This window comes from Streptomyces caeruleatus (assembly GCF_001514235.1).
Lineage (GTDB): Bacteria > Actinomycetota > Actinomycetes > Streptomycetales > Streptomycetaceae > Streptomyces > Streptomyces caeruleatus.
This window is the reverse complement of sequence record NZ_KQ948931.1, coordinates 396,607-409,608: the sequence shown is the minus strand read 5'-3', so window position 1 is coordinate 409,608 and position 13,002 is coordinate 396,607. Positions and strand designations below refer to the sequence as shown.

The window sequence follows — 13,002 nt, the reverse complement described above, 5'->3', positions numbered from 1 at the left end:
ACCGGGCGCTCACGAGGACGTGGCGCTCAGCTTCGCGAACACGATCACGTTGTCCCGGTACTCCTCGCCCTCCCGCGGCCCCCCGCACGTGATCAGCCGCAGCTCCGGACGGTCCACGTCCCCGTAGACGTCGTCCGCCGGGAAGTCCGCCTTGGCGACGGTCCGTACGGCACTGACCGTGAACTCCGCCGAGCTGCCGTCCTTCCTGACCGCCACGATCCGCTCGCCGCGGCGGAGCCGGCCCAGGTCGCGGAAGACCCCGTCCCCGTAGGCGCCCACCGTGACATGTCCGAGGATCACCGACGGGCCGACCTGGCCCGGCGTCGGCGAGTGCCGGTACCAGCCCGCCCGGTCGTCGGCCGTGATCGGCGGCACCTCGACCGTGCCGTCCGGCGCCAGGCCCAGCCGGATGACCGGGGTGTCGACCTCGATCGCCGGGATCCGCAGCCGCACCGGGGCGGAACGGCCCAGCGCACGCGCCGAGTTCGCCGACGGGGCGGGCGTGCGGTCCGCACCGGCCTCGTCCGCGCCCCTGCGCCGCCGCGAACCCGCGGTCGCGCCCTGCTGTTCCGCTTCCTGGCCGGCGCAGCCCACCAGCAGCGACGCCATCGCCGCCGTGGCGAACGCCCGCCTGGACAGGGGCCGCGGGCCCGTCGCCGGCGGCGTCACGCCCCGGTCGCCCGCCGACGCCGTACGACGAAGGCCGTCGCGCCCCCGGCGACCAGCACCGCCGCCGCGCCCGCGCCGAACAGCCCGGCCCGCTCGTTCCCCGAGTCCGAAGTGCCCGCCGCCTCGCCGGTGTCGGGCGCTCCGGACGGTACGACGGAGACCTGGCCGCCTCCGGGCGCCCGGGTCGGCTCGGCCGAGGGCACCGAGGTCTCCGACGGGCTGGACGGGACGGCGGTCGGCGGACGGGTCGGCTCCGCGCTCGGCGTCGGGACAGCCGTCTCCGAGGGGACCGTGGCCGTCGGGCTGGGGACCGAGGTCGGCGAGGTGCTGCTGTGGGCGACCGCGGGCACGGCGGTCGCGAACAGAGCCGTGCAGGTCAGGGCCAGGGCGCTGAGGACGCTTCGGCGCATCGGTGAGCTCTCTTTCGTCGGTCCGCGCGGCACTGCCGTACCGGGCGGGCTGGGTGACGGGTCGAGCGGAGAGACGACGCGGGAGCGGGACCGGTTGTAAAGAGATGGCAAAGTCGCCCCGGAGGCCGGGGCGGTGAACGGGCCCCGCGCGGCCTTCGTACGATGAGGGCGTGACGGCCCGTGCACAGCACCACCGTGCGCCGCGGCTCCCGATGGCGGGACCGTGGCGCGTGCTTCTGCTGCTCGGGCTGCTCGCCGGACTGTTCGGGATGCACGCGCTCGCTCCCGGCGGCACGGTCGCGGCCGGCTCGCACGCCTCACCCGCCTCGCACGCCTCTCATGCCTCACCGCATCACGCGTCCGCACCCGCGTCCGCACCCGCCACCGCGCCCACCATGGGCAGCCGTACGACGGCGATGACCGACGAAACGGCCTGCCACGGATCCGCCCCGGGCGGCGGCCACGCCCAGCACGCCGATCCGACCTGCGCCTCCGGTGCCGTCGGCGCGGGCCCCGTGCTGCCCGCCCTGGCACCCGATCCGGGCGGCGCGGCGGTCGCCGGCGACCTCGACCGCCGTTCCGCGAGGGCCACGACTGAGGGCGGGCGCGCCCCTCCCTCGCTGGCCGAACTCCAGATCCTGCGGACCTAGGACAAGGCCGAGCCGTCCGTCCCCGTCACCTGCGGGCGCACGGCACTCAGCCATGTCCGTACCTCACGTATACGCAGGAGTTCTCAGCATGACCCGTACCTGTACCTGTACCCGTACCCGTACCCGTACCCGTACCCTGACCCGTCGCGCCGCCCTGGCCGCGACGGCCGTCACCGCCGCCCTCGTCCTCGCCGCATGCGATGGTGACGAGTCCCCGGCCGCCGCTCCCGACGAGCACAACGCGCAGGACGTCTCCTTCGCGCAGGGCATGATCCCCCACCACCAGCAGGCCCTCCAGATGGCGGAGCTTGCCGCCGGCCGCGCCTCCTCGGCCCAGGTCAAGGGCCTCGCCGCACGCATCGAGAAGGCCCAGGACCCGGAGATCAGGAAGATGACCGGGTGGCTGAGGACGTGGGGCGAGGACGTGCCGTCGGCCGCGCCCGGCATGGACCACTCCGGTCACTCCGGTCACTCCGGTCGCTCCGGTATGGCCGGGATGATGGACCAGGAGGACATGGACAAGCTGTCCGAGGCCTCCGGCAAGGCCTTCGACACCCTCTTCCTGACCCTCATGGTCGAGCACCACGAAGGCGCGGTGGAGATGGCCGAGGACGAGGAGGCGAAGGGCCGGTACCGCCCCGCGACCGAGCTGGCCGACGACGTCGTCACCGCCCAGACCGCCGAGATCGAGGAGATGAACAAGCTGCTCGGCGAGAACGGCAGCTGACGCACCGCTGAGCGTTCACGTAAGCCCTGACCGGGCTGACACGACGCCCTAGGACCCGCCCGGCCCACGAGTACGACGCGGGCCGGGCGGGGCAGGGCGGGGCGGAGCCGGGCGGGGCGGGCTACGGAGGTTTCGGACAGCGGCCGCACGGAGGATCGTTACGGACATGGCGCAGCAGCGGTTCGACGTGTGGGCCTCGGGGGCCGCCTACGAGCGGTACATGGGCCAGTGGAGCCGGGTCGTCGCGCGGGAGTTCCTCGCGTGGCTGGCCCGCGCGGACGGGCTGCGCTGGCTGGACGTGGGGTGCGGCACGGGGGTGCTGTCGGCGGCGGTGGCGGCGCGGCACCGGCCCCGGGAGGTGGTGGGGTGCGACCGCTCCGCGGGGTTCGTGAGCGCCGCCGCCCGGGCGACGGCCCCGGCTTCCGGCACCGGTTCGCCGCGCTACCTCGTGGCGGACGCCCTCGCGCTGCCGGTCCGCGACGGCGCCTTCGACGTGGCGGTCAGCGGCCTGACCCTGAACTTCCTGCCCGAACCACCCGTAGCCGTGGGCGAGTTGACCCGCTCCGTCCGCACCGGCGGCCTGGTCGCCGCGTACGTCTGGGACTACGGCGACGGCATGGACCTCCTCGCCCACTTCTGGGCCGCCGCCGCCGAGACCGACCCGGCCGCCGCCGCGCTGGACGAGGGCCGCCGCTTCCGGGACTGCCGTCCCGAGCCGCTCCACAGCTTGTGGACGGACGCGGGACTCACCGACGTCTCGACGACCCCGATCGAGGTGCCCACGGTCTTCGCCGGCTTCGCCGACCTGTGGGACCCGTTCCTGTCCGGCCAGGGCCCCGCCCCGGGCTACGTCGCCTCCCTCGCCCCGGCCGCCCGCGACCGACTGCGCGAGGGCCTGCGTGCGCGGGTCCCCGTCGCGCCGGACGGGTCCGTCCCGCTCACGGCACGGGCCTGGGCGGTGCGGGGAGTGCGTCCGTAAGGTCAGCCGACGCCGCCGAGCCAGTACCCGAACCCGCGGCGCGTATGGATCAGGGCCGGCTCCCCCGGGTCGCTGTCCACCTTGCGGCGCAGCCGCGAGACGAGCTTCTCGATCGCCTCGTTCGCCCGGAAGTCCCCCCAGACATGCCCGCTGATCTGCTCCTTCGACAGCACGCACCCGGCGTGCACCAGCAGATGGCGCAGCAGGCGGTACTCGGCCGGGGTGAGGTCGAGCGGACGGGCGCCGCGGCGGGCCCGGCAGGTGGCGTCGTCCAGGACCAGGTCGCCGTAGCGGGGCAGCGCCGCCTGGCGTCCGGGGCGCCGGCGGCGCAGCAGGACGTCGACCCGGGCGAGGACCTCGGCGATCCGCAGCGGCTTGGTGACGTAGTCCTTCTCGCCCGGACCGAGTTCGGGCACCAGACGGTGGAGGGAGTCGCAGGTGGTGAGGAAGAGGAGCGGGGGGTGGGCCGGGTGGTCGGCGGCGCGGGGCGGCCGGGGCGGATGTGTGAGGTGGGAGAGGAGTACGGCGTCCCAGACCGCCAGGTCGAAGGGGTGCTCCGTCAGCCGGGTCAGCCCCTCGGCGCCGGTGCCCGCCGTGCCGACCCGGTAGCCCGCCAACTCCAGGGTGGTACTGAGCAGTTCACTGTCGCCCGGATCGTCGGCGACGACCAGGACCCGCTGTCCGTCGCCGCGTGGCGGTGCGGGTTTCTCCAGAAGGTTCGAGAGGTTCGCGTTCATGGCGACGCCCTTCGTGTGGGGCCGGGTGGGTCGTGGGGCCGTGCGGGTCGTGGGGCCGTGCGGGTCGTATCGGGTCGTGTGGCTCGTGCAGAACGGCGTGGGGACGGCTCCGCCCGGCGGATACGGGTCGTCAGGCGGTGGGGCCGAGGTCGGCGGTCACCTCGGCGTGGGTGACGAAGTCGTCGACCAGGCGGTGGAAGAGCTCGGCCAGCCGCCGCAGGTCGTCGTCCGACCAGTCGGCCAGCGCCATGCCCATACCGACGCGGCCCGCCTCACGGAAGCGGTCCACTGCCGCCCGGCCGGCGTCGGTCAGCCCGATGCGCCGGGCCCGTCGGTCGTGCGGGTCGGCGGCCCTGAGCACATAGCCGGCCCGCTCCAACTGCTGGACCTGCCGCGTGACATGGGACGCCTCCACGGCCAGCAGCCCCGCCAGCACACCGGGCCGCATCGGTTCGGCCTCGGCGAGGCGGCGCAAGACCGCCACGGCGGCCCGGTCCAGCGGCAGGCCGGCCATGGCCATCCGGTACTCGTGCTGTCTCGCCCGGCCCGCCAGGTAGCTGACGCGGGTCAGGCAGTTCTCGATCTCGGCGATGGCCGACGGAACGGGGGACTCCGGCTCGGGGGCCGTGGAGGGCTGTGGGGGCATGACTTCACCGTACCGCAAACGCTTGCTTGACTTAAGTAATCCATCTATGCTTGCCTAAGTCAAGCAACGAAGAAGCGGAGTGCACTCCCTTCCCCTCTGAACCAAACCCCTCGACGGAGGCACCCCATGTCCCACGCTCTCGCTCGCCCCACAGACTCCGGGAGGAGGGCCGTCGCGCCGAACGCCGTCGTCGCGGTGCTGGCCCTCGCCGGGATCGTCGTCTCGTTGATGCAGACGCTGGTCATTCCGATCGTTCCGGAGCTGCCGAGACTGCTGGACGCGTCGGCGTCCGACGCGGCCTGGGCGGTGACCGCGACGCTGCTCGCGGCCGCCGTGGCCACGCCGGTGGTCGGGCGGCTCGGGGACATGGTCGGCAAGCGGCGGATGCTGTTGACGAGCATCGCGCTGCTGGTAACGGGGTCGGTGGTGTGTGCGCTGGCCGACTCGCTGGTGCCGATGATCGTCGGGCGAACCCTGCAGGGTCTGGCGGCCGCGGTCATACCGCTCGGGATCAGCATCCTGCGGGACGAACTGCCCGCCGACCGTCTCGCCGGCTCCACCGCCCTGATGAGCGCCTCACTGGGCGTCGGCGGCGCGCTCGGGCTGCCCACCGCCGCGTTCATCGCGGACAACTGGGACTGGCACATCCTGTTCTGGGTCTCCGCCGCCCTCGGGGCGCTCTCCTTCCTGCTGGTCCTGGTCGTCATACCGGTGTCGAAGGCGCGGACCGGCGGCCGGTTCGACCTGGTCGGCTCGCTCGGACTGTCGGCCGGACTGGTCTCCCTGCTGCTGGCCGTCTCCAAGGGCGCCGACTGGGGCTGGACCAGCGGCACCACGCTCGGCCTCGGCGCCGCCGCCGTCCTGGTCCTGCTGGCCTGGGGCTGGTGGGAGCTGAGGGCGAAGCAGCCGCTGGTCGATCTGCGGACGACCGCACGGCCGCAAGTGCTGTTCACCAACCTGGCCTCGGTCGCGCTCGGCTTCTCGATGTTCGCGATGTCGCTCGTGCTGCCGCAGCTGCTCCAGCTGCCCGAGCAGACCGGCTACGGCCTCGGCAAGTCGATGCTCACGGTCGGCCTGGTGCTGGCCCCGCAGGGTCTGGTGATGATGGCCATGTCCGCGGCGTCCGCGGCCGTCACCAAGGCCAGGGGCCCCAAGGTCACCCTGATGATCGGCGCGCTGATCGTGGCCGCCGGGTACGCGCTGAACATCGTGCTGATGAGCGAGGTCTGGCACCTGATCCTGGTGTCCTGCGTCATCGGCGCCGGCATCGGCTTCACCTACGGCGCGCTGCCCGCGCTGATCATGGGCGCCGTCGACCCGTCCCAGACGGGCGCCGCCAACAGCCTCAACACCCTGATGCGCTCGCTCGGCACCTCCTTCGCCAGCGCCCTCGCGGGCGTCATCCTGGCCCAGATGACCACCGACTTCGGCGGCTACGCCCTGCCCTCGGAGAACGCCTTCAAGGTCGTCATGGCCATCGGCGCCGGAGCGGCCCTGCTGGCCTTCGCGGTCGCCGCGTTCATCCCGAAGCAGCGGACCGCGGTCGCCGACGGGGTCGCCGCCGAGGGCGACGCGTCCGAGCGGACCGTGGTCAGGGCCGGTTAGGGCGGAACGGGCAGGTGGGTACGAGCGCGGGACGCCGTGAAGTACGGCGTCCCGCGCTCGTCACCCGCAAGGCCGCAAGGCCGCAAGGCCCAGAAGACCCGCGAGGCCCAGGTTCGGAGGACGCGTGTAGACCCGCGAGAACTGGGGGTACGGACGGTTCCGGGCGTTCTTCCGGGAGCTTATTCGGCCCTTTCGGTGATAATTGGGGCATGAGTACAGCGACGTTTGTTGTTGCGGCCACGTCGAGTGAAGTACTCAACGTGATCGCCGCCTTCGCGGGTGGCCTGTTCATCGCCGGCGCACTGGTCTGGGCCGTGCAGCTCGGCATGCGGGTCCGTGATCGAGAGCTGCCCCGGCCCACGCCGGACGAGCAGCCGCATCTCCCCGACACCGGCCCGGTCCATGAGGAGCGCGAGCTCAGGGAGCCGGACGAAGTGCCGCACGCGGAGGGCAGGGAACGGCTCCTGCCGCACGAGCTGCACCACGCCGGCAGCAGGCGCAGCGAGGATCAGCACCGCAAACGCTGGCTGCCCGGAAAGAGCGGTTCCTTCGGCGGGGGCGGCCTGGGGCACGGGTGAGCCGCGTGCACGGGTCCGGGCAGCGCCGCCGCGACCGTGACTCTCCATGACTCTTCACCCCCTGGAGGCGCCATGCCCCGTCACCGCACGCGGTGGACGACCACCGCGACGCTCGCGACGACCGCCGCCGTGACCGTCGCCCTCACCCTGACCTCCTGCTCCGACGACGACACGCCCTCCTCGGTGGCCAGCAAGGCGGCGTCCGCCTTCGCCTCGGCGACCGCGGAGGCCGGACGCCAGTTGGACGACATCAAGGGCGGGGTCGACGCCAAGGGCTCGGTGCGGCTGGGCGACCCGACGACCGACTCGGAGGGCCGTACGACCGTCGAGGTCACCGTGGAGAACACGGCCGACTCGAAGAAGTCGTTCGCCGTACAGGTCAACTTCCGTGACGGGAACGGCGATCTGCTGGACGCCAACGTGGTGACCGTCTCGGATGTGGCGGCGGGCGGGACGGGAACGGGCACGGTGCGCAGCACGCATGACCTGAGCGGGGACGTGAAGGCCGAGGTGGCCAGGGCGCTGCGCTACTGATCAGCCCGCTGGCCGTCGGCCGCTTCAGCCCTTGTCGGCCTCCCGCGCCGCGCTCTCCAGTCGACGGCGGTGGTTCTCCCACCATGCCCCGTCGCCCTGCGGCAAGGACTCCTTGCCCTCGCCGTACCCCACGCTGCCGTCGATGAGTTCGCGCAGGATGTCGGCGTGTCCCGCGTGCCGCTGGCTGTCGGCGATCACGCGCACCATGAGGTGGTGCAGCGTCACCTCGCGCCGCTCCACCGGCCACCAAGGGACGTGACCTGTGGCGTCGAGCGGCAGCGCGTCGATGGTGCCGTCGGCGTGCTTCCAGGCCCGGCGGTACAGGCCGACGATGTCCTCGCGCGACTCGTCCGCGCCGGCCCACATGTCCGCGTTGGGTTCGGCGTCCTCGGTGTACCACCAGGGCGGTGGCGGCTCCTCGGTGAAGAAGGGCCGTCCGAAGGTGTCGCCGAAGTACCCCAGCTCCACTCCGGCGACATGCTTGACCAGCCCCAGCAGGTTGGTGCCGGTGGGCGTCAGGGGGCGGCGGACGTCGTACTCCGAGAGCCCGTCGAGCTTCCACAGGAGGGCGTCCCGGGCGTCCTGGAGATACCGGAGGAGGTCCGCTTTCGGGTCCGTTGACGTCATGCCCGGCAGTCTTCCACCGAGCACTGACAGCGGGGCGGCCGGACAGCAGGACCGCAGGACCGCGGCGACGGCGACCCCGGTGGTCCCCTACCTCCGGTGCCGGCCCCCACCGCTGTCCGCCGCCGTGCCCGTCACGAGGATGTCGATCTGTTCGCTCGCCGCGCTCACGCCGTTGAGCGTGGCCGTCGCCTGGAGGCGGCCCGTGCCCGGGGGCAGGGCGTGACTCGGGACGCACCACCAGACGCCGTTGGGGGCGGTGGTCGCCGCGCAGACCTCCTCTTCGCGGGCGTCGCGGACCGTGACCTGAGCGCCGGGATACGCCGTACCCGCGATCTTGGGCCGACCGCTGACCGGCACGCCCGAGTGGGGCCGGGACAGGACCGGCGCGGGCAGGCCGACCGTCACGGTGCAGGTGCCCTTCTGCCGTACGGTGCCGTGCGCGTCCCGCAGGACCAGGGCGCAGTCGGGGAGCCGGGTGCCGGGCTCGGCGTCCGCGGGGACCGACAGGACGAAGGGGTACCTGCGGTCCTTCCAGGCCGCCGGTGCAGCCGGTGCCGACTCCGCCGACTCCGCCGATTCCACGGATTCCGCCGACTGCGCCGACTGCGCCGATTCCCCCGGTACCTCCGGATCCTCCGACTCCTCCGGCTCGTCTGCCGCGGCGGGCGCCGCCCCCTCGAAGGTGTACGTCCCCGTACTCCCGCCCAGCGTCACCGACCCCCGGTAGCCGGGCCCGGTGTACGGCGTCCCCGTCACGGTCGTCGTCGACGGTGCCGTCAGGGTCAGGACGGAGCCCGCGCCCAGGGGTGTCCCCGCGTAGCCGCCGACCTCGACGATGCCCTCCCGTCCGGGTTCGATGGTCGCGGTCGCCCACAGGTCGTCACCGCCGTAGGCCGTCCCCGGCGTGATCACCACGCCCGCGACGGCGAGCAAACCGAGGATCGTCGTCTTCCAGGACCTGCTCATCGTCGGCGGAGCTCCTCACACACGTCGGCGGCACCCCTGCCCGCGATTCTCGCGGCCGCCCCCGCGAACGGCGCGCTCCGCTCGGCCGTACGGGCCCGCGCCGCCGCCCGCACCACCCGTCCGGGCGTGGGCTGTCGGCTTTACGGAGTCGATGCCAAGCCAAAAGGTTCTCCGCGGGGTGGGGCGCGTACCGATGGGTGACCCCTGGTGGACCCGGCCGTACTGGAGGAACGACGTGCGCATCACGCGGAAGGTGACGGGGACGGTGCTCGTGGGCGGGGTGCTCGGTGTGACGCTGAGCGCGCTCGCCTGTCCCGCCGTGCTCGGGTTCAGTGCCGTCTCGGCGGCCCAGGACCGGGTCATCGCCCAGACCTCGGCCGGGCCGCTGACGGAGGCGGACCGGGACTTCGTCGTGAAGGTGCGGGCGGCCGGGCTGTGGGAGTACCCGGTGGGGAAGATGGCGCTCCAGAAGGGGACGACCGACGCGGTGCGCACGGCCGGGCGGCATCTGGTCTCCGGGCACGCCGCGCTGGACGCCACCTGCCGGAAGATCGCGCCGCGGTTGGACATCGCCCTGCCCAACCGGCCCAGCCCCCAGCAGCAGGGCTTCGTCGCGACGCTTAGCGCGGACAGCGGCAGGCAGTTCGACAGCGACATGGCGAACATCCTGCGCATCACGCACGGCCAGATCTTCACCACCATCGCCAAGATCCGGTCCACCACGCGGAACACCCTGGTGCGGCAACTGGCCGACCAGGCCAACACCACCGTGCTCGACCACATCACGGTCATGGAGAAGACGGGGCTCGTCGACCTCGACCAGGTCCTCTTCCAGGAGACGACCCCGCCCAAGCTCCCGGCCGACGACACGACCCCGCCCCCTCCGACGGCCGGCGAACCCCAGGTGACCCTGAAGCCGTGACCGCGGCAGTCCTGCCCGCGGCAGTCCTGCCCGCGGAAGTCCTGCCCGCGGCAGTCCTGCCCGAAGGCCTACGTCAGCCAGACCGTCGTGTCCGCGCCCAGCAGGCCGCCCTCCTCCAGCGGCGCGCTCGCGAGCAGCACCTCACCCGGCGGCAGCTCCACCGCCGTACCGGACAGGTTGGCCACGCACCGCCAGCCCTCCGAGCGGGCGAAGTGCAGGACGCCGGGCGGGGTGTCCGGCGCCCACTCCAGCTCCTCCCCCTCCAGCAGCTTGCGGCGCAGCCGCAGGGCCCTGCGGTAGAGCTCCAGGGTCGAGCCCTCCACACCGTCCTGGGCCTGCACCGCGTACGCCGCGAAGCCCTCCGGCTGCGGCAGCCAGGACCCGCCCGCGCCGAACCCGTACGACGGCCCCGTCGTCGTCCACGGCAGCGGCACCCGGCAGCCGTCACGGCCCTTGCGGACGCGTCCCGTCTGTTCCCAGACCGGGTCCTGGAGGACCTCGAAGGGCAGGTCGGCGACCTCGGGCAGGCCGAGTTCCTCGCCCTGGTAGACGTACGACGAACCGGGCAGCGCCAGCATCAGCAGGGTCGCGGCGCGGGCGCGGCGCAGGCCGGCCGCCTCGTCGACGGCCGGTGCGTGGCCGCCGGACAGCAGCCAGGCGTTGTCGTCGGTGCCGGGCGGGAGCATCAGGCGGGAGGCGTGGCGTACGACGTCGTGGTTGGACAGCACCCAGGTGGCGGAGGCGCCCGCCGCGCGGGCCGTGGCGAGCGAGTCGGCGATGACCTGCCTCAGCTCCTCGGCCTCCCAACCGGCTTGCAGATACTCGAAGTTGAAGGCCTGGCCCAGTTCGTCGGGGCGGGCGTACAGGGCGCGGCGGGCGGCCGGGGTCACCCATGCCTCGGCGACGGCCATCCGGGGCGGGCGGTAGGCGTCGAGGATCTTGCGCCAGTCGCGGTAGATCTCGTGGACCTCGTCGCGGTCGTAGAAGGGGTGGGTGCCGGGCGGGAGGTCCGGGAGGGCCTCCTCGCGGCTGAGTTCCGGGGCGCCGAGGTCCCGTAGCGGCTCGCTGAGGTCCTTGGCGAGCGCGTGCGCGACGTCGACGCGGAAGCCGTCGACGCCCCGGTCGGACCAGAACCGCAGGGTGGTGCGGAAGTCGGCGCGGACCTCGTCGTTCTCCCAGTTCAGATCGGGCTGCTGGAGCGTGAAGAGGTGCAGGTACCACTCGCCGTCGGGGACCCGGCGCCAGGCGCTGCCGCCGAAGACGGACTGCCAGTCGGTGGGCGGGAGTTCGCCGTGCGTGCCGCGGCCGGGGCGGAAGACGTAGCGGTCGCGGGCGGCGGAGCCGGGGCCGGAGCGCAGCGCCTCCTGGAACCAGACGTGCTGGTGGGAGGTGTGGTTGGGGACCAGGTCGACGATCACCTTCAGGCCGAGGCGGTGGGCCTCGGCGACCAGGGCGTCGAAGTCGTCGAGGGTGCCCAGGCGCGGGTCGACATCGCGGTAGTCGGCGACGTCGTAGCCGCCGTCGGCAAGTTCGGAGGGGTAGAAGGGGCTGAGCCACAGGGCGTCCACGCCGAGGGCGGCGAGGTGGTCGAGGCGCTGGGCGACGCCCTTCAGATCCCCGAGCCCGTCGCCGTCGCCGTCGGCGAAGCTGCGGGGATAGACCTGGTAGATGACGGCCTGGCGCCACCAGTCGGGACGGGTGGAGGAGAGGTCGGACACACGGGCTCCTCATGGCTCGGTACGGGCGACAGTGAGAACTCTGTCCACTTGGCCGGAAAAGCGAACCCCGTACCGAGCGGAGGAGATCATTCTGGGCGTGACGAAATTGTGATTGCCTCTTGAACCACCATTGCGTTGTCGCAGGTTGACAGCGTTCTGCGGCCGTCCGACGATGTGCTCACGCTGTGGCGCATGTGATCCATGTGACCGATGTGACCAATGTGACCCATGAGCCCGGCGACTCCTTCTTCGCACTCACCCCACGATGGGATACGCATGTCCATAGCGAGACGTGTCATCGCGCGACGCCTGTTGGGGACGGGCGCCGCGTCGCTCGCCCTATGCGCGGCCACCGTCGCCTCCGCCTCCGGTGCCTGGGCCCACGGCACGCCCGGCGGCGACGGCTGGAAGTCCGGCGGCACCTACCAGCCGGGTACCGGCGCCGGCACGGAGACGGCCACCGATCGCTGCCAGTTCTCGCTCGACGGCTCGAACTTCTACGACTCCGTCAAGGTCGACGACCAGAACCTGAAGGTCACCGACGACGGCAAGGTCCACGTCAAGGTCCGCGCCGCCGCCGACGCCACGACCTGCACCGCCTCGCTCGCCTCCTACCTCGCCCACGGCGCGACCTTCGCGACCTCCGGCGAGCAGGTCTTCGTCGACTTCGACACGGTCACGGTCAAGCCCGGCCAGACCGACTCCCTGGACATCGCCGTCCCGGACGCGGGCTGCTTCGCGCAGATCGACCTGTACCGGGGCGCGGTGAAGTTCGACGGCAAGCTCGACGCGGGCGACGGCTTCGAGCACGGTGACGTGCCCAAGGGCCCGGACCGCCCGGTCATCAAGGACAAGCTGATCGCGGCCTGGAACGGCGGCACCAAGGACTGCACGAGCGAGCCCCCGGCCACCGAGGAGCCGCCGGCCGAGCCGTCGGAGCCCGCGACCGACGAGCCGTCGACCCCGGCCGAGGAGACGACCCCGCCGGCCTCCGAGACCCCGTCCACCGAGACCTCGACCCCGGAGGCCTCCGAGTCGACGACTCCCGCGGCCCCGAAGCCCAACGGCGGCGGCGACGACCTCGCCGAGACCGGCGGCAGCAGCGCGACCGGCCCGATCGCCCTCGGCGCGGTGGCGCTGGTGGCGGGCGGCGCGGCGTTCGTCGTGATGTCGAGGCGGAAGCGCGCGGCGCGTTCCTGACCGACGGTATGTGAAGGGGCCCGGGGTGATCGGG

General features: G+C 72.9%; 15 protein-coding genes. 8 read left to right on the top strand and 7 right to left on the bottom strand.

What is annotated here, in order from left to right; translation table 11 throughout:
* Nucleotides 1-9: 9 nt before the first annotated feature.
* Together AQJ67_RS25470 and AQJ67_RS25465 are read right to left on the bottom strand one after the other, a co-directional pair.
* Complete coding sequence (locus tag AQJ67_RS25470) at nucleotides 10-609, bottom strand: class F sortase (protein ID WP_062721631.1); 600 nt, start codon at nucleotides 607-609, stop codon at nucleotides 10-12.
* Between the two features lie 56 nt (nucleotides 610-665).
* Nucleotides 666-1,079: a hypothetical protein gene (locus AQJ67_RS25465; RefSeq protein ID WP_062721436.1), complete on the bottom strand. Its 414-nt coding sequence runs from the start codon at nucleotides 1,077-1,079 to the stop codon at nucleotides 666-668.
* Nucleotides 1,080-1,249: 170 nt separating this feature from the next.
* On the opposite strand from AQJ67_RS25465, the gene AQJ67_RS25460 reads away from it, so the two are divergent.
* From AQJ67_RS25460 to AQJ67_RS25450, 3 genes are all read left to right on the top strand, one after another.
* On the top strand, nucleotides 1,250-1,729 hold the full coding sequence (locus AQJ67_RS25460) for a DUF6153 family protein (RefSeq protein ID WP_062721434.1): 480 nt from the start codon (nucleotides 1,250-1,252) through the stop codon (nucleotides 1,727-1,729).
* An 88-nt stretch (nucleotides 1,730-1,817) separates the two neighbouring features.
* A complete protein-coding gene (locus AQJ67_RS25455; RefSeq protein ID WP_062721432.1) occupies nucleotides 1,818-2,456 on the top strand; it encodes a DUF305 domain-containing protein in 639 nt (212 codons plus the stop codon).
* 166 nt (nucleotides 2,457-2,622) lie between these two features.
* Nucleotides 2,623-3,435 (top strand): class I SAM-dependent methyltransferase, encoded by an 813-nt coding sequence (locus tag AQJ67_RS25450; protein WP_062721431.1) that lies wholly within the window; start codon nucleotides 2,623-2,625, stop codon nucleotides 3,433-3,435.
* A gap of 2 nt (nucleotides 3,436-3,437) precedes the next feature.
* On the opposite strand, the gene AQJ67_RS25445 is transcribed toward AQJ67_RS25450, so the two are convergent.
* Entirely contained in the window at nucleotides 3,438-4,172 is a 735-nt protein-coding gene (locus AQJ67_RS25445; protein ID WP_062721430.1) for a response regulator transcription factor, read from the bottom strand.
* A 130-nt stretch (nucleotides 4,173-4,302) separates the two neighbouring features.
* Nucleotides 4,303-4,818: a MarR family winged helix-turn-helix transcriptional regulator gene (locus tag AQJ67_RS25440; RefSeq protein ID WP_062721428.1), complete on the bottom strand. Its 516-nt coding sequence runs from the start codon at nucleotides 4,816-4,818 to the stop codon at nucleotides 4,303-4,305.
* 126 nt (nucleotides 4,819-4,944) lie between these two features.
* On the opposite strand from AQJ67_RS25440, the gene AQJ67_RS25435 reads away from it, so the two are divergent.
* The 3 genes from AQJ67_RS25435 (at nucleotide 4,945) to AQJ67_RS25425 (ending at nucleotide 7,535) form a co-directional block, all read left to right on the top strand.
* Nucleotides 4,945-6,423, top strand: coding sequence for an MFS transporter (locus AQJ67_RS25435; RefSeq protein ID WP_062721424.1), 1,479 nt, complete (start codon nucleotides 4,945-4,947; stop codon nucleotides 6,421-6,423).
* 209 nt (nucleotides 6,424-6,632) lie between these two features.
* On the top strand, nucleotides 6,633-7,001 hold the full coding sequence (locus AQJ67_RS25430; protein ID WP_062721419.1) for a DUF6479 family protein: 369 nt from the start codon (nucleotides 6,633-6,635) through the stop codon (nucleotides 6,999-7,001).
* A gap of 72 nt (nucleotides 7,002-7,073) precedes the next feature.
* Nucleotides 7,074-7,535 (top strand): FxLYD domain-containing protein, encoded by a 462-nt coding sequence (locus tag AQJ67_RS25425; RefSeq protein ID WP_062721418.1) that lies wholly within the window; start codon nucleotides 7,074-7,076, stop codon nucleotides 7,533-7,535.
* Nucleotides 7,536-7,559: 24 nt separating this feature from the next.
* On the opposite strand, the gene AQJ67_RS25420 is transcribed toward AQJ67_RS25425, so the two are convergent.
* The gene (locus tag AQJ67_RS25420) at nucleotides 7,560-8,162 is read right to left on the bottom strand and encodes a DinB family protein (protein ID WP_062721417.1); all 603 of its coding nucleotides are present in this window, start codon (nucleotides 8,160-8,162) and stop codon (nucleotides 7,560-7,562) included.
* Between the two features lie 87 nt (nucleotides 8,163-8,249).
* Nucleotides 8,250-9,128, bottom strand: a complete 879-nt coding sequence (locus AQJ67_RS25415; RefSeq protein WP_062721416.1) for a hypothetical protein — start codon at nucleotides 9,126-9,128, stop codon at nucleotides 8,250-8,252.
* 271 nt (nucleotides 9,129-9,399) lie between these two features.
* Between AQJ67_RS25415 and AQJ67_RS25410 the strand changes: the two genes are divergently transcribed.
* Nucleotides 9,400-10,050, top strand: a complete 651-nt coding sequence (locus AQJ67_RS25410; protein WP_079056172.1) for a DUF4142 domain-containing protein — start codon at nucleotides 9,400-9,402, stop codon at nucleotides 10,048-10,050.
* Between the two features lie 68 nt (nucleotides 10,051-10,118).
* Here the strand turns inward: AQJ67_RS25410 and AQJ67_RS25405 are convergent, their stop codons facing one another.
* Nucleotides 10,119-11,768: a glycoside hydrolase family 13 protein gene (locus AQJ67_RS25405; protein WP_062721415.1), complete on the bottom strand. Its 1,650-nt coding sequence runs from the start codon at nucleotides 11,766-11,768 to the stop codon at nucleotides 10,119-10,121.
* Nucleotides 11,769-12,044: 276 nt separating this feature from the next.
* Between AQJ67_RS25405 and AQJ67_RS25400 the strand changes: the two genes are divergently transcribed.
* Entirely contained in the window at nucleotides 12,045-12,968 is a 924-nt protein-coding gene (locus tag AQJ67_RS25400; protein ID WP_062721414.1) for an LAETG motif-containing sortase-dependent surface protein, read from the top strand.
* Nucleotides 12,969-13,002 lie beyond the last annotated feature (34 nt).

Excerpts from the sequence above, each read along its gene's own strand:
- AQJ67_RS25470 (WP_062721631.1), bottom strand. The coding sequence starts at position 609 with ATGGCGTCGCTGCTGGTGGGCTGCGCCGGCCAGGAAGCGGAACAGCAG.
- AQJ67_RS25465 (WP_062721436.1), bottom strand. The coding sequence starts at position 1,079 with ATGCGCCGAAGCGTCCTCAGCGCCCTGGCCCTGACCTGCACGGCTCTG.
- AQJ67_RS25455 (WP_062721432.1), top strand. The coding sequence starts at position 1,818 with ATGACCCGTACCTGTACCTGTACCCGTACCCGTACCCGTACCCGTACC.
- AQJ67_RS25450 (WP_062721431.1), top strand. The coding sequence starts at position 2,623 with ATGGCGCAGCAGCGGTTCGACGTGTGGGCCTCGGGGGCCGCCTACGAG.
- AQJ67_RS25445 (WP_062721430.1), bottom strand. The coding sequence starts at position 4,172 with ATGAACGCGAACCTCTCGAACCTTCTGGAGAAACCCGCACCGCCACGC.
- AQJ67_RS25440 (WP_062721428.1), bottom strand. The coding sequence starts at position 4,818 with ATGCCCCCACAGCCCTCCACGGCCCCCGAGCCGGAGTCCCCCGTTCCG.
- AQJ67_RS25435 (WP_062721424.1), top strand. The coding sequence starts at position 4,945 with ATGTCCCACGCTCTCGCTCGCCCCACAGACTCCGGGAGGAGGGCCGTC.
- AQJ67_RS25430 (WP_062721419.1), top strand. The coding sequence starts at position 6,633 with ATGAGTACAGCGACGTTTGTTGTTGCGGCCACGTCGAGTGAAGTACTC.
- AQJ67_RS25425 (WP_062721418.1), top strand. The coding sequence starts at position 7,074 with ATGCCCCGTCACCGCACGCGGTGGACGACCACCGCGACGCTCGCGACG.
- AQJ67_RS25420 (WP_062721417.1), bottom strand. The coding sequence starts at position 8,162 with ATGACGTCAACGGACCCGAAAGCGGACCTCCTCCGGTATCTCCAGGAC.
- AQJ67_RS25415 (WP_062721416.1), bottom strand. The coding sequence starts at position 9,128 with ATGAGCAGGTCCTGGAAGACGACGATCCTCGGTTTGCTCGCCGTCGCG.
- AQJ67_RS25400 (WP_062721414.1), top strand. The coding sequence starts at position 12,045 with ATGTCCATAGCGAGACGTGTCATCGCGCGACGCCTGTTGGGGACGGGC.